This is a genomic window from Micrococcus sp. LASM2_SD2, from assembly GCF_057364565.1.
This window is the reverse complement of sequence record NZ_JBNFOB010000024.1, coordinates 1-16,369: the sequence shown is the minus strand read 5'-3', so window position 1 is coordinate 16,369 and position 16,369 is coordinate 1. Positions and strand designations below refer to the sequence as shown.

15 protein-coding genes are annotated in these 16,369 nt (G+C 72.3%); 5 read left to right on the top strand and 10 right to left on the bottom strand.

What is annotated here, in order from left to right; all coding sequences use genetic code 11:
- Nucleotides 1–118 precede the first annotated feature (118 nt).
- Nucleotides 119–439: a TM2 domain-containing protein gene (locus tag AC2W7A_RS02815; RefSeq protein WP_485990011.1), complete on the top strand. Its 321-nt coding sequence runs from the start codon at nt 119–121 to the stop codon at nt 437–439.
- A 132-nt stretch (nt 440–571) separates the two neighbouring features.
- Here AC2W7A_RS02815 and AC2W7A_RS02810 read toward each other — a convergent pair whose 3' ends face one another.
- Nucleotides 572–3,607, bottom strand: a complete 3,036-nt coding sequence (locus AC2W7A_RS02810) for a S8 family serine peptidase (RefSeq protein WP_485990010.1) — start codon at nt 3,605–3,607, stop codon at nt 572–574.
- Between the two features lie 184 nt (nt 3,608–3,791).
- Between AC2W7A_RS02810 and AC2W7A_RS02805 the strand changes: the two genes are divergently transcribed.
- Nucleotides 3,792–4,757, top strand: a complete 966-nt coding sequence (locus tag AC2W7A_RS02805) for a helix-turn-helix transcriptional regulator (RefSeq protein ID WP_485990009.1) — start codon at nt 3,792–3,794, stop codon at nt 4,755–4,757.
- Between the two features lie 198 nt (nt 4,758–4,955).
- Here AC2W7A_RS02805 and AC2W7A_RS02800 read toward each other — a convergent pair whose 3' ends face one another.
- Together AC2W7A_RS02800 and AC2W7A_RS02795 are read right to left on the bottom strand one after the other, a co-directional pair.
- On the bottom strand, nt 4,956–5,504 hold the full coding sequence (locus tag AC2W7A_RS02800) for a hypothetical protein (protein WP_485990008.1): 549 nt from the start codon (nt 5,502–5,504) through the stop codon (nt 4,956–4,958).
- Nucleotides 5,504–8,773 (bottom strand): type ISP restriction/modification enzyme, encoded by a 3,270-nt coding sequence (locus AC2W7A_RS02795; RefSeq protein ID WP_485990007.1) that lies wholly within the window; start codon nt 8,771–8,773, stop codon nt 5,504–5,506. The genes AC2W7A_RS02800 and AC2W7A_RS02795 overlap by 1 nt, the downstream gene beginning before the upstream one ends.
- A gap of 142 nt (nt 8,774–8,915) precedes the next feature.
- Between AC2W7A_RS02795 and AC2W7A_RS02790 the strand changes: the two genes are divergently transcribed.
- Both AC2W7A_RS02790 and AC2W7A_RS02785 read left to right on the top strand, forming a co-directional pair.
- Nucleotides 8,916–10,067, top strand: coding sequence for an ImmA/IrrE family metallo-endopeptidase (locus tag AC2W7A_RS02790; protein WP_485990006.1), 1,152 nt, complete (start codon nt 8,916–8,918; stop codon nt 10,065–10,067).
- Entirely contained in the window at nt 10,067–10,567 is a 501-nt protein-coding gene (locus AC2W7A_RS02785; RefSeq protein WP_485990005.1) for a DUF4411 family protein, read from the top strand. The genes AC2W7A_RS02790 and AC2W7A_RS02785 overlap by 1 nt, the downstream gene beginning before the upstream one ends.
- Before the next feature lie 25 nt (nt 10,568–10,592).
- Here AC2W7A_RS02785 and AC2W7A_RS02780 read toward each other — a convergent pair whose 3' ends face one another.
- From AC2W7A_RS02780 to AC2W7A_RS02750, 7 genes are all read right to left on the bottom strand, one after another.
- Nucleotides 10,593–11,360 carry a glutamine amidotransferase gene (locus tag AC2W7A_RS02780; RefSeq protein WP_485990004.1) on the bottom strand — a complete coding sequence of 256 codons (768 nt, stop codon included), beginning with the start codon at nt 11,358–11,360 and terminating at the stop codon, nt 10,593–10,595.
- A gap of 80 nt (nt 11,361–11,440) precedes the next feature.
- The gene (locus tag AC2W7A_RS02775; protein WP_485990003.1) at nt 11,441–11,980 is read right to left on the bottom strand and encodes a GNAT family N-acetyltransferase; all 540 of its coding nucleotides are present in this window, start codon (nt 11,978–11,980) and stop codon (nt 11,441–11,443) included.
- Nucleotides 11,977–12,387, bottom strand: a complete 411-nt coding sequence (locus tag AC2W7A_RS02770) for a glycerate kinase (RefSeq protein WP_485990002.1) — start codon at nt 12,385–12,387, stop codon at nt 11,977–11,979. Before AC2W7A_RS02770 ends, AC2W7A_RS02775 begins: the two co-directional genes overlap by 4 nt.
- Nucleotides 12,388–12,573: 186 nt before the next feature.
- Nucleotides 12,574–12,771 (bottom strand): hypothetical protein, encoded by a 198-nt coding sequence (locus AC2W7A_RS02765; protein WP_485990013.1) that lies wholly within the window; start codon nt 12,769–12,771, stop codon nt 12,574–12,576.
- Between the two features lie 437 nt (nt 12,772–13,208).
- Nucleotides 13,209–14,096, bottom strand: a complete 888-nt coding sequence (locus tag AC2W7A_RS02760) for a DUF6707 family protein (RefSeq protein ID WP_485990001.1) — start codon at nt 14,094–14,096, stop codon at nt 13,209–13,211.
- A gap of 1 nt (nt 14,097) precedes the next feature.
- Nucleotides 14,098–14,640, bottom strand: coding sequence for an NUDIX hydrolase family protein (locus AC2W7A_RS02755; protein ID WP_485990000.1), 543 nt, complete (start codon nt 14,638–14,640; stop codon nt 14,098–14,100).
- A 192-nt stretch (nt 14,641–14,832) separates the two neighbouring features.
- On the bottom strand, nt 14,833–15,942 hold the full coding sequence (locus AC2W7A_RS02750) for an oxidoreductase (RefSeq protein WP_485989999.1): 1,110 nt from the start codon (nt 15,940–15,942) through the stop codon (nt 14,833–14,835).
- A gap of 106 nt (nt 15,943–16,048) precedes the next feature.
- On the opposite strand from AC2W7A_RS02750, the gene AC2W7A_RS02745 reads away from it, so the two are divergent.
- On the top strand, nt 16,049–16,369 hold a 321-nt coding region (locus AC2W7A_RS02745), incomplete at its 3' end, for a hypothetical protein (RefSeq protein WP_485989998.1).

Below are 16,369 nucleotides of genomic sequence, written 5' to 3'. Positions count from 1 at the left end.
CCACGGCGAGCCGCAGCAGCCGTGGCAGGCCGCGCCCCGGCGCAGGGCCCCTACGGTCAGCACGGACACCACGCCCAGTACGGGCAGGTCCCGCCCGAAGGCCACCCGGCGCCGGGGCATGCAGCCCTGGCATCCAGGGCTGGCCCCGCAGCAGTACCCCTCGCCGAAGTCCTTCGTCGCCACGTGGCTGCTGTCCCTGTTCCTCGGGATCCTCGGCGTCGACCGCTTCTACCTGGGCAAGATCGGCACCGGCCTGGTCAAGCTCTTCACCCTCGGCGGCCTGGGCATCTGGTACCTGATCGACGTGATCATCACCCTCGCCCACGGGCAGACGGACAGCGTGGGACGCAGGGTCCGGGGCAGCCGGAACGAGCAGGTCTTCGCGATCGTCGCCACCGTCCTGTTCTGGATCATCGGGGCCGCCACCAACGGAGGCTGACCGGCACACCCGCACCGCGGCGACGAAGCCCCGGCCCCGTGACGCACAGGAGAAGGCGCCCGTCCTGCCGAGCAGGACGGGCGCCTTCGTGCGATCACCGGTGCGGCGGTGAGGGGAGGCCGCCGGCGGCGATCACTTCACGCGGATCGTGGTCGCGTCGACGACCTCGCCCTCGTGAAGGATGTCGACGGCACCGGTGTAGGTGCTGGTGCCGTCCGTGTCCAGGACGCCCTGGAACACGTGGGTCTCACCGGGGGTGACCTGCGCCGAGGCCGGGTCGAAGGTCAGGACGCCGGTGTCCTCGTCGGTCGGGAAGGACACGCGCAGGGTGTAGGGCACGGTCGTGTCGGTCGTGCCCTTGGCCACCACGTAGATGGTGTGCTCCGGGGCGGAGGAGTAGATCGGGCCCTCGTAGACCTCGGCGCCGGTGCCGCGGCCCACGGAGCGGGCCACCGGGTAGCCGGCCCAGGAGCTTGTGACGTAGATGTCCAGGTCGGCCTCCACATCGCCCACGGTCTCGGCCTCGATCCGCACGTTCGGGTAGCCGCGCGGGTAGTCGAAGTCGTGACCGGTCAGGCGCTCGTCGGAGGCGTCGAAGAACATCTGCTCCGGGGCCTCGCCCGTGGACTCCTCGGCCGGGACCAGGCCGCGCACGCGGGTCTCGAGGATGCCCTCGACGCCGACCCTCACCGGCAGCTCGAGGCTGTCCGCGTCGCGCTCGACCTCGATGACCTCCGGCGCGTCGGCGATGCCCGGACGCACCGCGACCGGGATGCGGACGGTCTGCTTGCCCGGGCCGGTCCAGACGATGTGGCCGGTGGCGAACTCGCCGGCCGGAGCGCCGGCTGCGGTCACGGTGATGTCCACGTCCTGGGACTGGCCGCGCTTGGGCTGGATGCGCTGCGGGGAGACCTGCACGTCCAGGCCCTCCAGGCCCTCCACGTGGGCGGTCCACGGACCGTTGCCCCGGGCGACGTTCGTCAGCGAACGGGTCACGGTCTGCGAGCCGTACAGGTCGCCGATCGCCAGCGAGGGCACGTTCAGGTCGGACGCGTCGATCGGGTTCTCCGAGACCGGGTTGCCGGTGTCCGAGTACACGACGCCCTGGCCGCCCAGGAAGTCGAACCAGTCCTCACGGTCGGAGGAGAAGACCAGGCCCGGGTCCAGCATGCGGGTCGGGTCCACGAAGCCGGCGCCCTCGGCGAACGGGGAGGTCTCCTCCGCGTGGTCGCGCGCCGTGGTCATCATGGCGGACTTGATCTCCATGGGACCGAACTCCGGGCGGCCCTGCTTCACGAGCGCGGCCAGGCCCGCGATGTGCGGCGAGGACATCGAGGTGCCGGAGGAGTACGCGAACTCCTCACCGCCCTGGGTGGGGGAGTACGCGGCCAACACGTCCACGCCCGGGGCGGAGATGTCCGGCTTGAGCAGGTCGGAGTCCACGGCCAGGGACGGGCCGCGCGAGGAGAAGGACGCCACCAGCGGGGTCTCGGTGGTGGACCCCTCGTTGGTGCCCAGGATGCGGCCGGTGGCCCCCTCCGAGGAGGCGTAGGACACCACGGCCTCCCGCTCGGAGGCGGGCAGGTGCACGGCGGGCAGCGCGTGGACGTCGGCGTTCAGGCCCTCGGCCTCAGAGGTGTTGACGAGGACCATGCCCACGCCGCCGGCCTCCTCCACGATGAACGACTTCGCGGCACGCCCGATCTCGCCGCGGTCGCAGACCACGAGCTTGCCCTCGGTGAGGGCGGGGTCCAGCGCGCCGTCCATGCACAGCGCGGCCTTCGCCGGGTCGGCACCCTCGGCGGCGAGCTCCCGGGCGTACGCCATCGGGGTCTCCTCCTCCAGCGGGCGAGTGATCGAGGCGCCGATGTAGCGCTCGCCGTCCCCGGTCACGAGGGTGTGCTCGTACACCGCGTGGGTGGAGGCCGCCACGGTGGTGATCCACGGGGAGGCGTGGGCCGTCGTCGAGGGGGTGGGGCCCGAGTTGCCGGAGGAGGCGGCCACGAACACGCCGGCGGAGGCGGCGTTCAGGAAGGCCAGCTCCACCGGGTCCAGGACGTCGGTGCGGGAGCCGGAGATGGAGTAGTTGATGACGTCCACGCCGTCGGCGACGGCGGCGTCGATCGCGGCCACGGTGTCCGCGGTGGCGCAGCCGGAGGACGCGACGCCCTCCCAGCAGGCCTTGTAGGCGGCCACGTGGGCGCCCGGGGCCATGCCGGAGATCTCGCCGCGCTCGATGCCGTCCACCGTGGCGGTCACGCCGTGGTTGCCGGCGGCGGTGGAGGCGGTGTGGGTGCCGTGGCCGCCCGCGTCCAGCGGGGACAGGGACTCGTACTCGGCCAGGCGGGCCGCGCCGAAGCCGTTGATGAAGTACTTCGCACCGATCAGCTTGTCGTTGCAGCTGTCCGCGGGGAAGCCCTCCTCGTCCCCGGTCTCGCAGGAGCCGGCCCAGTCGGCCGGGGCGGCCGGGTGGCCGTCGTCGGCGAAGGAGGGGTTCTCCGGGCGGATGCCGGAGTCCACCACGCCCACCACCACGCCGCGGCCGGCGGCGGAGGGGTCGGACTTCTTGCCCACCAGGTCCTCCCAGACGCCCTTCTTGCCGGTCAGGCCCAGGAAGTCGGGGGAGGACACGGTGTCCAGCTGGCGGATCTCGTCCGGCACCACCGCGAGCACCGAGGGGTCCGCGGCCAGGGCGGCGGCCTCCTCGGCGGTGAAGGTGCCGGCGAAGCCGTTGACGGCGGTGGTGTACCGCGTGTGGACCTTGCCGCGGTCCAGGCCGGCGCGCTGGATGGCCTTGTCCTGCTCGGCGCCGAGGTGGCGGGCGTACTTCTTGGCGGCGGCGGAGTTCGGGTTGAACCTGTCGCTGCTGCGTCCCAGGCCCTTACCGGGCTTTGTGGCCGCGTAGCCGGGGGTGTCTCCGGCGTAGGTGGCGGCCGGCTCGTCCATCAGCAGCACGACGTAGCCGCCGTCCTCAAACTTCTCCGGAGCGGTGCGCCTTCCGGCGAGGTGGGCGGCCTGGCCGGAGATGTTCGCGAGGGACTGCTCCGCCGAGGCGGTGGCGGTCTCGCCCTGCTGGGTGGCGATCGCCGCGGTGGCGCCGGAGAGTGCGAGCGCGACCGCCGTGGTCACGCCGAGCACCCTGCGGCGGCGAGGCATGGGATGGGACATGGGGATTCCTTCGTCGAGTGGTGACAGGAGCTGCCATCCGGGGCCGTCGGATGACACGTCGACGGCCGGATGTGACATCCACTTCAGCAGACCGTGACCGCGACCACATAGGATTCTCAGTGGCGTGATCGCGCCATGGCCTGGATGCGCCAGGCCGCCGGCGAGGACGAGGGGAGAGACGGACATGGCAGTGCCGCAGCAGCCGGAGGGCGCCGTCCCGGACCTGTCCGCGCTGGGCCTTCAGACGTGGGACGTGGTCGCCTATCGGCGCCTGCTCGCCGAGTCGTCCGTGCCGGTGGAGGAGCACGACGACGGCACGCTCGTCCGCCTGATCGACGCCGGCCTCGTCCGGGTCAGGGAGGGACGCGTGCATCCGCTCTCGCCGCGGAACCCGATCCAGGCGGAGGCGGGCCGGCGGCAGCGTGAGGTGGACCGGCTGCGGGCGGCCGCCGAGTCGCTCGTGTCCGAGTACCGGGACCGGCCCGGGGCGACCGCCGAATCGCTGCAGGTGCTGGTAGGTGCGGCCGAGGTGACCCGGGCGGCGGTGGCCCTGGCGGGGGAGGCCCAGCGCGTGGTGCGGGGGCTGGACCGAGGGCCATACTTCAGTGCGGGGCCGCTGCCGGACGACGCGCAGGACCGGTCTAGCGGCCGGGGCGTGGCGTGGCGGGTGATCTACGAGGGCGAGTCGATGCGTCGGGACGTGGAGGGCCGCCCGGACATCGGGGCCTCACCCGGGGAGCAGTCCCGCGTGCTGCCGCGGCTGCCGTTCAAGATGATCGTGATCGACGACCTCGCGGCCCTGATCGCCCTGCCGCCGGACGGGATGGCGGTGGGTGCCGACGCGGACGTGCCGTCCGGCGGCGAGGGGCTGCTGGTGCGGGGCTCCCTGCTGGTGGGCGCGCTGATCCGGCTGTTCGAGCAGCAGTGGGACCTGGCGGTGCCGGTGGGCGAGGACGCCTCCGAGCTGGACGAGGAGGACCGCCGACTGCTCGCGCTGCTGAGCGTGGGCATGACGGACGAGGCCATGGCGCGGCACATCGGCCTGTCCCGGAGGACCGTGCAGCGGCGGCTGGCGGACCTGTCCCGGACGGTGGGGGCGGAGAGCCGCTTCCAGCTGGGCGCGGAGGCCTCCCGCCGCGGCTGGGTGTGAGGGGGCGCATTGAGCCGACCGACCTCCAGCGACATCACCGCCGGGCAGAATGGCGGCGAGGCCGCTCAGCGTCGGCCGGGGCTCAGCACCTGCTTCTGACGGGCACCGCTGGAGACCTCACCGAGGACGCGCCCACGCTGCGCGTGCCGGGAGCGGGCCGAGGCGTCGTTCCCGGGCTGAGGTCTTGCGGGGGTGCCGTCATGTCCCGGTGGACATGGCCCCCTTGTCCGCTGCAGCCGGCCCTTCCGCGAGGCGCCCCTGCTCGTCGCGTGTCCAGCGGGTCCCGGCAGCATCGGTGAAGGCCAGCAACGTGACCCGGAAGCGCTCGGCGTTGGTCAGGGGCCGTGGCACGATGGCCAGTTCATCGGATTGGACGCCGTAACCCCACTCGTTCCTTCCGAGCTCGAAGTACGTCCGTCCGGGCGGGAACATGGCCGCTTCGAGAGCAGGCACGGGGTATTTCGAGGTGATCGTCGCGTGTCCGTCATAGACGGGGACCTGAGACGAGTTCTCGATGGCCAGAAACCACCGCCGACGCATCGTCGCTGCGAGGTTGTGCTCACGCTCGGCCACGACGCACATCCAGGCGGCCACCTGTCGCGCTTGCTCCTGCCGCTCGCGGTCCTCCTGGCGCTGGTCTCGCTGTCGCTCCACCCGTCCCAGGCGCCAGGACTCGAACGCCGACCAGCCTGCGGCCACGAGGGCGAGCAGGGAGATCGCGAGAGTGGTCCAGCCCAGGGCGTCCATCACAGGAGTCCTTCCTGGTGGGGAGACACCCCGCGCTTGATGGTCTTGGGCACCTTGCGCTCGGCTGCGGTCGGGACGGGAAGGTCGGCGGCGGTGATGAGCTCGCCGGCCAGGATCGCAGCGAGCAGCTCGGCCTGCTGGTTGCCGAGCGCCACCGTCTCCGTCAGTACGCGGAGGAGGTCCAGCAGCTCGTCGTTCCACTCGTCCGCCCATTCTGTGGGACGGATGCGGTCCAGGGGCATTGCGGCCTTGCCTGCCGCTCTGCCGATGCCCTTGGCCGTCCGGGCACCGAGCCACTTGTCCACGATGTTCATGCCGGAGACGGAGAACGCGCGCACCTCGGGTGATACGCCGGTGACGACGCCGTCTCCCACGCGCAGTTCGCGGGAAGCGGCGTCATAGGAGAGGGAGGCCGTGTCCGCAGGGATCTGCGTGACCGCCTCGGACCAGCCGAGCCCGGGGACGCGGGGGACCCGCCCGCGGGGCCGGTCGGCGGACGTGAAGCGCTCTCCGTAGGTCTGCAGCCACAGCAGACGCTCGCCGAGGGCGACGGCGGCATCCCACAGTGACGCATCCGCGGTGAGGGGGATCCGCACCGGGCTCGTCTCCAGCGCCTCGTCGAAGGTCTGCGCGTAGCCGTCGTGAGCGGCCACGGTCCCCACATAGGCGGCCAGGTCCTCGGGCGTCACTTCGTGCCCGTGGCGATCCGCAAGCAGCTCGAGCAGACCCGCGGTGACGTTCGGCTCCGTGGCCTCCGCGTCGCGGAACAGCGGAATGACGTCCTTCCCCCCGCGATTGTTGTAGTGGTGCAGGTCCGGAACTGCCGTGGCGACCGTCACCGCGGGGCCACCGCTGATCCGCGCGGTCTTGGGGGAGACGAGGAACAGCTGGCGGTCGGACAGCGCCTGCCACAGAGCCGGACGCTCGAGATTGATCAGGCGAGGGTCATCGAAGGTCCACTGGCGGTCGAAGGACCGCCACGCTAGCCGGACCACGGGTTCAGGGTCGGCATCGACGGGCAGGCTCGCCAGAGTCGGCAGCCCGGCCACGGAGGTGTGGATGGTCCGCCCGGAACTGCCCGGAACGAATCGTTCCAACCGGGCGTCGGCGTCGTCGTCGGCAAGGAGCACCCGCCAGCGCCGGCGCAGGGTCTGCGGGTCCGGCGCCACGGGCCAGGCGCGGTTGAACTTGATCCCCGGCTGCTGCCAGGGGAACAGGTCCGCCAGCAGGGGCATGGCGGTCCAGTCCTCCCCGCCGCTCGCCGGCACGAACGGAGCGCCGCCCGGTGCGGCGATCTGCTCCCAGCCGTCGGCCGCGTCCAGGCGATGGATCCGGTCGAGCGCCGCGAACTTCTCCGCCCGGGAGCCCCGGAAGCGCCGGTAGTAGACCGTCGCCTCGCGGGACGCCTTGCCCGTCCGCACCAGGGTCACGATCGCCACGGGCGACTGGATGTCGAAGACGTTCTCCTCCTTGCGGGCTCCCCGCCCCTCGCCGCCGAGGTCCATCACCCAGATCTCACTCGCCGTGGCCTGGGCCAGCCGCCGCAGGCCCACGAAGGCCGGACCCGTCAGCCAGGACGAGGCCGTGATGAAGGAGATGACCGCGTGGTCTTTGGGGTCCTGCTGGAACGCCTTCCAGATCGCCCAGCGCCAGAAATACACGTACAGGTTGTACAGGGACGCCTGTGCGGAGAAGATCACGCCGGAGTCCTGGGCCGGCTTGATGACGTCGTCGAACAACGCGTCCCCGGAGCCGCTGCCCTGTTCTACCCAGCCGCCCGTGCCGGAGGTGACGCGGTCGTAGGGCGGGTTGCCGATCGCCACCGTGATCTGCTGATCGCGCTTGACGCGTCGGGCCGACTCGGCAGCCTCCGCCAGCACCCGTGCGTCGCCGAAGAGCCCCTCGGGCATGCCCGCAGACGGGTCCTCCAGGGTGTCGGTCAGATACACGCCGATCTCCTCGGCCTGGAAGGCATGCCCCTGGGCCTCCGCCAGGCGCTGGCCGATGCGCAGGTGCGCCACCGAGTACGGCCCGGGCAGCAGCTCGAAGGCCAGCAGGTTCTTGGTGAGGTTCTTGGCCACCTGCTTCGCACCGGCATCGCCGCGCTCCTCGCGCGCCACGGATTCCGCCCGGTCGATGATCGCCAGCGGGTAGGTGCCGGACCCGGTGGCCGGGTCCAGGGTGACCACGGAGGGAGCGCCGAAGCCGAGGTTCTGCCCGAACCGCTCTCGCAGCAGGGCGTCCACCACGCGGACCTGGCACTCCACCACGCTGATCGGCGTGTAGTAGACGCCGGCACGGCTGCGCGCCTCGGGGTCGTAGCGCTGGAGGAAGTCCTCGTAGAACCACAGCCACGGCTCGCCGCGCGAGTCCGTGGACCGCTCGATCGCCGCGACGTCCATGCCTGCGACCAGGCGGGTGATGGCCCCGACCTCGGGAGCGATGTGCTGCATCAGCGCGGGGATGCCGAGGATCGGGCCCAGCGAGGCGGCGAGCACGTTGCGGTGCGCGGTCTCTAGCGCGTGCTTCGCCTCCTCCAGGGAGACGACGCCGTCCGCGTTGCGGTCGGCCTGCCCCGACAGCCCGGCGATCGCCATGGAATAGGCCACCACCTGGGCGACGTCCCCCGAGAACTCCTCGGGCGTCGTCGTGTGCTGCATGGTGTGATCCCACGCGGCCTTCGCCTCCACCACGGAGGCGTACGAATGCTCCAGTCCCTCCGCGAGCCGCTCCCGCAGGAAGCGGGCCAGCGGGGCAAGGCGGTCGGCCAGCTGGCTCACCCGGGTGATCGGGCGAGGCTGCGCCAGCGTGAACTGCTCCAGCACCCGCCGCAGCCGGTCCGCATCCCAGCCCGTGGCGCCGTCGACCGGGAGCGCGCACGTCTCGACGGGGGCCCCGGCCACGTACAACGCCAGGAGCTCTCCGTTGGAGACGAGCAGGGCGTCGAGCTGGGACAGGAGAGCCCACTGCGACTTCTCGCGCCCACGCCACCTTTCGCCGACCACCGTGTGGCCCGGCGCCTTGAGCTCGATCCACCCGCAGGGGCGTCCGTCCAGGGCCGCCGCGAAATCCGGCCGGACGCCGTCCAGCTGGGCTTCCCGAAGGAGGTCGAGCCGGCCCAGTCCGACCTCCTGGGCGAAGCGGCTGAGGAAGGCCGCGAAGGGCACGGTCAGCTGCGCTTCCGGCTCGGCCGCCACCCCCATCGAGAGCGCCTGCCCGATGCCCCTGCTGTACTCCTCGGCCAGCGCGTTCACGGCGTCACGATCCACGGGGTGTCCCTCCTCCGGAGCGGTGTCTTCGCTGTCACTCTAGAGTCCGGCCCGGCGAGGGAGGGCGCCCGACACTCTCAGCACGTCCGGGGGACCACCTACCATGGCTCGGAACGATGAGGCGCGGGGAGGTGCTGATTCCATGACTGTGAGAGTGGCGGCGGCACCCGATGTGCTGTCGTGGGCGGCCGAGCGTGCCGGGTGGGATGACGCCCTCGCCGAGAAGCACTTCCCCCGCTTCCATGACTGGCTCACAGGAACCCGGCAGCCGACGCTCAAGCAGCTGGAGGAGTTCGCGCAGAAGACGCACACGCCGTTCGGCGCCCTCTTCCTGCCGGAGCCGCCCAGGATGGACCTCCCGATCCCGGACCTGAGGACGGTCGGGGGAGCGGGGGTCTCCGAGCCGTCGCCCGATCTGCTGGACGTGGTGCATGAGTGTCAGCTTCGTCAGGAATGGTACCGGGACGAGGCACTGCGTCAGGGGGAGGAGCCTGTGGCCCTCGTCGGCTCCGCCACGGTGGACGATGACCCGGAGACGGTCGGGGCTCGTCTCCGCTATGAGCTGGCCATCCAGCCGGTGCAGAACAAGGCTGGTGCCGAGTCGTTCCGTCGGCGCCTCGTGGCGAGACTCGAAGGCCTCGGCCTGCTGGTCATGATCAGCGGCATCGTCGGCGGCAACACCAGTCGTGCGCTCGATCCGCAGGACTTCCGTGGTTTCGCGCTCAGCGACCCCGTTGCCCCCCTCATCTTCGTGAACGGCACCGATGCGCCGGTGGCCCAGCACTTCACGCTCCTCCATGAGACGGCGCACATCGTTCTGGGCCACAGCGCCGTCTCCGGCAGCCGCCTGCGGGGCGGGACGGGGGAAGAAGCCTGGTGCAACCGCGTGGCGTCCGCGGCCCTGGCGCCGTTGGACGAGGTCCGACGTGCTCGCCGAGACTCTGCCGGCGTGCCGCTGGCGGAGCTGGTGGAGGACCTCGCAGCGAGGTATTGCGTCAGCCGCAGCGTCATCTACCTTCGCCTGCGTGTGGCGGGGCTGGTGAGCGAGGAAGTCGTCTCCAGGCACTTCGAGGAGCAGGACGCCGATGCGCCGGGGCGCACGCCACGTCGGCGACGCGAGAGCAGGGGCGACTACTACCGGACCGCGACCGTACGACTGGGGAAGCCGCTCATTCGCGCGGTGCTGCGGAGCACCCGCGAGGGCCACACCAGCTACCGCGAGGCGATGCGGCTGCTGGGCACGCACAAGATCGAGGTGCTGCATGAGATGGGTCGGCAGGCAGGGGTCGCGTGATGTTGTTGCTGGACGCTGACACGTTGATTCAGGCGAAGAACACGTACTACGCGTTCGACTTCGCGCCGGGGTTCTGGGACTGGCTCGATCGTGGCCATGCCGCGGGCCTGCTGGCCAGCGTGGAGGCTGTCGGACAGGAACTCAAGCGCGGACACGATGAACTCGCAGACTGGGCGTCCGCACGCCCGTCCTTCTTCGTCCAGCCCGGAGCGGCCGTGCCGGGGAGCATCGCCCAGCTGGCCGCCTGGGTCCACGGCCAGGCACAGTACACGGCCGCCGCCAAGCAGGAGTTCCTCGCAGGCACCGGCGACCTCTTCTTGATCGCCCAGGCGTACGGCGGCAGCCACACAGTGGTGACGTCAGAACAGTCGCGGCCCGAGTCCAAGAAGCGGGTCATGATCCCCGATGCCTGCCAGGCAGTCGGCGTCCCGTGCGTCGACCTCTTCGGCGCCCTGCGGGCGACCGGAGGACTGACGCTGGTCCTCTCGCCCACTCCATGAGGCCGGGCCGGGCGGCCCGGGCCCCTCAGCCGTAGATGCGGCGGAAGTTCTCCAGGATCCGCGGCGGCAGCGGCGCCTGCTGGGCACGGATGCGGGCGAAGACGTCCTCGGCCTCGTGCTCCTCCATGTAGCCGTGGTGGGCGTAGATGCGCAGGCGCTCGAGCAGCCCGTCCTGGTCCAGCTCCGGGTGGAACTGGGTGGCGTACTGGTGCCGGCCCAGTCGGAACATCTGGGTGGGGCACTTCTGACCGGTCGCCAGGATCACCGCGCCCTCGGGGGCAACGGTGAGACCCTCCTTGTGGCCGACGTAGGCGACGAACTCCCGCGGCAGGCCCTCGAGCATCCGGTCGGCGGCGCCGTCGTCGGTCAGGGTGACGGTAATGGGGCCGGGCTTCTCGCTGTAGGTGGTGTCCACGGTGCCGCCGGCGTGCTTGCCGAGCGTGCCGACGCCGTAGCAGCAGCCCAGGAAGGGGACCTCGTCCCGGCGCAGGACCTCGAGCATCCGGACCAGCTCCCGCTCCACACGGTGCTGCAGATCGGACTTGGACTCCTCGGGGTCCGAGGTGGTGAAGGGGCTGCCGGGCAGGATCACCCCGGTGTGCTCGGCCAGGAGCGTCTCCCAGTCCACGGGCTCGTCCGGGCGCTCGGTCACATGCTGCTCGAGACGGAACGCGGTGAGCGTCTGCTCGGTGTACCCGCCGAGCCGGCGCACGGAGGCGGCTTCGGCCACCGAGGCGTCGTCCTCGGGGCGGGTCTGGATCAGCAGGAACGGGCGGGATGCGGCTGTGGACACCCGGTCAGGATACTGATGCTCTCGGCAGGACGCCCCTGTGAGACCGGTCGGTGAGAACACGCCTCGTCGCGGCCCAGGCGTCAGGCGACGAACGGCAGCGGCTCCACCCCGGATGGAGGGTCGGTGGCGAGGCGTCCCCAGAGGTGGACGTCGTGGCGGATCCCGTCGATGAGGAAGTGGCCGCGCTGCGTGCCCTCGTGCCGGAAGCCTGCGCGCCGGGCGACGCCTCCGGAGGCCGGGTTGTTGTGCCGGTGGCCGAGTTCGAGGCGCTCCAGGCCGCCGTCGGTGAGTGCCCGGTCCGCAACGGTGGCCACCGCCCACCCTGTGGCTCCGGCGCCGCGCAGTCGCGGGTGCATCCAATAGGCGACCCAGCCGGAGAGGTTGGCCTCGTCTCGCTGGACGGTGACGAGCCCCGCCAGCCCCTGGGCGTCGCAGACGGCGGTGGCCTGCAGGGCGGCGTTGCCGACGAGCTGCTCCACATAGGTGCGGGCGGTCTCCGCGTCCCGGACCGGGCCCTGGCGCTCCATGCCGGGCAGGTCCGCGGTGAACGCGGCCAGGACGGCTGCCGCGTCCGCGTCGTCCGCGCGGAGGGGACGCAGGTGCAGGTCCGGGTGGGTCATGGTTCCAGCGTAGGTGAAGGGTCCCTGTCCAGCTCGCGCGCCAGGTCCCGGCCCAAGTCCTGCAGGAGCTCCGCGGCGCGGGCGATGCTGTCCTCGTCCGAGGCGGCGCGCTCGCGCAGGGTGAGGACGTGGTCGATGCCGGCCTCGGAGAGATCGGCGGGGGAGAGGCCGCTGCGCCCGGCGACGGCAAGCACGGTGCGATCGGTGCGAGAGGAGTCGCCGGCTCCCTGCGCCCAGACCGTCCTCGCCCGCTCGGCGGCGACCGCCGGGGCCTTGCCCTGCAGCGACTGTGCGTCCAGGGAGCCCTCGCCCACGACCAGGACGTCGGCCTCGGCCGCGGCCTGGTCGAAGTCCGCCATGTCCAGGAGGACCTCCGCGCCGGAGCGGGTCTGCGCACCCAGGAGCATGAGGGCCAGCCCGGTGCCGCCGGCTGCGCCCGCGCCGGGACGGGTTGCCAGACCGCCGAGGCGGCGTCCAGCAGCACCCCGCCGGCCTGGGCGAGGTCCGCATCGAGCTCTTCGAGGGTGTCCTCGTCGGCGCCCTTCTGGGCGGCGAAGACGTGGGCGGCGCCTGCGGGCCGGTGAGCGGGGCGGTCACGTCGGAGGCGAGGGTGAGGGCGACCTCCTGCACGGCCTTCCGCGCCTCGGCCAGGTCGGCGGAGGCGAGCTGCCGCAGACCGCAGGCACCCGCGGGAAGGGGGGCGGCCGTCGTCGTCCTTCAGGGAGGCGCCGAGGGGCGGCGAGCATCCCGAGCCCCAGGTCCGTGGAGGCGCTGCCGCCGATGCCGACCACCACCTCGCCGGCGCCGTCCGCGATCGCGCGGCGAGGGCCTCCCCGAGCCCCCGGGTGCTCGCACGCGCATGGGTCTCGGCGCTCGGCTCCTCCACATGCTGCAGCCCGCAGCACTCGGCGAGCTCGACGACGGCCACGTCTGCGCGCCGGGCGATCCGCGCGGTGTGGGGCTCGCCCAGCGGCCCGGCGACCGTCACCTCCAGCGGGGAGAACCCGGCGGCGAGGGCGGCGTCCACGGTGCCGTCGCCGCCGTCGGCCACGAGCACTGTCAGCACGCGCAGTCCGGTGCGCGCCGTACCGAGGTGCTCGCCGGACGGACGGCCGTGCAGCAGTCCGCGTTCCAGGGCCGCGCAGGCCTCGGCGGCGGTGAGGGATCCCTTGAACTTGTCCAGGGCGAGCAGGACGGTGGTCATGACGGGAATCCTGCCGGCCCGGCCTCAGCCCTTCTTCTTCTCTTCAGCCCGCGCGAGGTCCCGCACGGTGCCGACCTCACGGGAGATCCGCGACTGCAGGTCCGTCTCGGACAGGGTCTCGGAGCCGCCGCGGGCGCGCAGGTAGAGCAGGGTGGCCCAGCGGGCCTTGCGCCAGGTCAGCTCGGCCGCGGCGTCATGGGTCTGGAGGGCGCGGGAGATCTCGCGGTCGTACAGCTGGGGCTCGTTGAGCTGCCGCTGGCGGACCTCGAGGACCCGGGCGGCGCGGCCCGGCTCGTTGGGGACCTCGTCCGCCTCGAGCAGGCGCTTGCCGAGGTTGGCGGCGGTGATGTGGTCGCCCTCCTCGCGCAGGATCTGGGAGGCCAGCCCCAGGCCTGCCTGGATGGACTTCCAGCGCCCGACGGCGCCGTCCCACGGCAGGTTGGTCAGCAGCCCCAGCGCTTGGAGGGCGCCCTCGTTGTCCTCGTGCAACAGGTACAGCCGCTCGGCCACGCCGAGCACGTCCTCGAGGTGGGAGCCGGAGCGCAGGTTCAGCCCGTGGGAGAGGCGCGCGCAGACGGCGGTCAGCTCCACGTCGTCCAGATGGCGCTGGCCCACGCCCACGATCCGGGCCTCCGGCGTGCCCGCGTCCGTGGCGGAGAAGCTGGTGTCCAGCTGCGGGGACTGGTCCGCCCGGTCGGTGCGCACGCGGATCACGGAACCGTAGGCGATCTTCACCTCACGGCCACCCTCGAGCGTGGCCACCACCAGTGCCGGGGTGCCGAAGTCGTCCCGCACGGTGCGCAGTGACGTCACGGGCGGGGCGGGCTCGCCGCGGCGGGTGAGGAACATGTCGCCCGGGTTGACGTCCTGGGCCTTGAGGTGGCGCAGGTAAGCGCCGGCGGTGGTGGCCATGTCAGCGCCCCCAGCCCACGTGGGCGAGCGCCTGGCGGACCAGGTTCCCGCGGCCGCCGATGAACTCCGCCTGCACCTCGTCGCTGAGCGCCTCCTCCGGGGTGAGCCAGGACAGTTCGAGGGCGTCCTGGCGCGGGTTGCACTCGCCGGACACGGGCACCACGTACACGAGGGACACGGCGTGCTGGCGGTCATCCGTCAGGCCGGTCTCGGACGGGGCCGGGAAGTACTCGGCCACAGTGCACGGCTGGATGGACGGCGGCAGCTGCGGCAGCGCCATGGGGCCGAGGTCCTTCTCCAGGTGGCGCATGAGGGCGCCGCGCACGGTCTCGCGGTACATGACGCGGCCGGAGACGAAGGTGCGCTCGAACTGCCCGGTGGAGTCCGCCACGTAGAGCAGGCCGATCTCCGTGACGTACCCGAGGTCGTCCACGCGCACCGGGATGGCCTCGACGTAGACCATGGGCAGACGGCGGCGGGCCTCGTAGAGGTCCTCCTCGTTCAGCCAGCCCGGATTCGGGTCGGGGGTGCGCACGGTGCTCATGCCACTGTTCTACCCGAAGCACCGGACGCGGTCACCTTCGCGGGGGTCGAGTCCGCGTCCGGCGAACCGTCCTGCACAGGTGTGTCCCGACGACGGCCGCCCGCCTGTGCCGTGCGGCTCGCCGCCCGCCCCGGTCGGCTCAGGTTCCGCCCGTCGATGTCCCGGCCGAGGTCACCCCGGTCACCGCTGAGCTCACCACTTGGCGCGGAAGTACTGGCGCGCCATGGGCGCCTGGTCCGCGGGCACACCGAGCTCAAGCGCGGCGGCGGTCGGCCAGTTCGGGTTCGCCAGGGCGGCGCGGCCGACGCAGACGGCGTCCGCCCGGCCCTCGGCGACCACGTCCGCGACCTCCTGAGCGCCGGTCAGCGAGCCGACGGCGGACACCACGATCCCCTCGGTGCCCTCCTTCACGGCGGTCGCCAGCGGCACCTGGTAGCCCGGGCCCTTGGGTCCTGCGTAGGTGTCCCCGATGCCGGCGGAGGACAGGTCGAACCAGTGCACCTGTCCCTGCAGCTGGCGCGCCAGGCGGACGGTCTCCTCGATGCTCCAGCCTCCCTCGACCCAGTCGGAGCCGGAGATGCGGATGCCGAGGATCTTGTCCGCGGGCCACACCTCGCGCACGGCGGCCACGATCTCCCTGAGGAACCGGGTGCGGCCCTCGAAGTCTCCGCCGTATTCGTCCTCGCGGGTGTTGGTCAGCGGGGAGAGGAACTGGTGGATGAGGTAGCCGTGGGCGGCATGCAGCTGCACGGCCCCGAAGCCGGCGCGGTCGGCGCGGGCGGCGGCGTCGGCGAAGGCCCGCACGGTCTGGCGGATCTCGCCCACGTCCATGGCGTGGGTGCGGATCTGCATGGAGTTGGTGGGCACGCCGGCGGGGGAGAGGGTCTCCCAGGAGTCGGGGCCCTCGAGGATCGGCTTGCCGGCTGGCTCGCCCGGGTGCATGGGCACTGTGGAGGCCTTGGCGCCGGCGTGGCCGAGCTGGATCGCGGGGACGGCGCCCTGGGTCGCCACCTCGTCGCAGATCGGAGCCCAGGCGGCGGCCTGCTCGTCGTTCCACAGTCCGGTGTCCCACGGGGAGATGCGGCCCTCCGGGGTCACGGCGGTCGCCTCGGCCACCACCATGCCGAAGCCGCCGGCCGCGCGCGCGGCGAGGTGCTGGAACTGCCAGCCGTGGGGGACGCCGTCCCGCGCCTCGCAGGAGTACTGGCACATCGGGGGCAGGATCAGGCGGTTGCGCAGGCGCACCCCGTTGATCTCGAGCGGCTCGAACAGGGCGGGCAGGGAGGCGTTCTCGGCGGTCATGTCCTCCACCCTAGGCACACCGAGGGCCTCTGGGCGGGCCTGTTCGCGGGCCGCGTGAACCGATGGGCGGACGCCCGGGCCGGCACCGCACGCCTACCCTGGTGCCATGCCCTCGTATCGATGCCGACTGCAGATCGGAGACCTCCGCCCGGGCCATGCCCCGCAGGAGGTCATGGACACCGCGGAGGCGGCGCTGTCCGCCACGCACCTGGTCTCCGCGAAGGACATCGAGGTGGTCTCCCGGGTGCCCCGGGTCGTCCTGCGCATCACGGTGCCGCCGTCGACCCCGCACGCCGAGGACGCCGAGGCCCGCCAGGCCGCCGCGAACATGGCGGAGGCGGTGGGTGAGGTCGCCACCACGGGCCGGCTGGACGTGCTCCGCCGGGGACGGCGGCCGCTGGGGTCCCCCGTGGGGCTGATCCCCGGC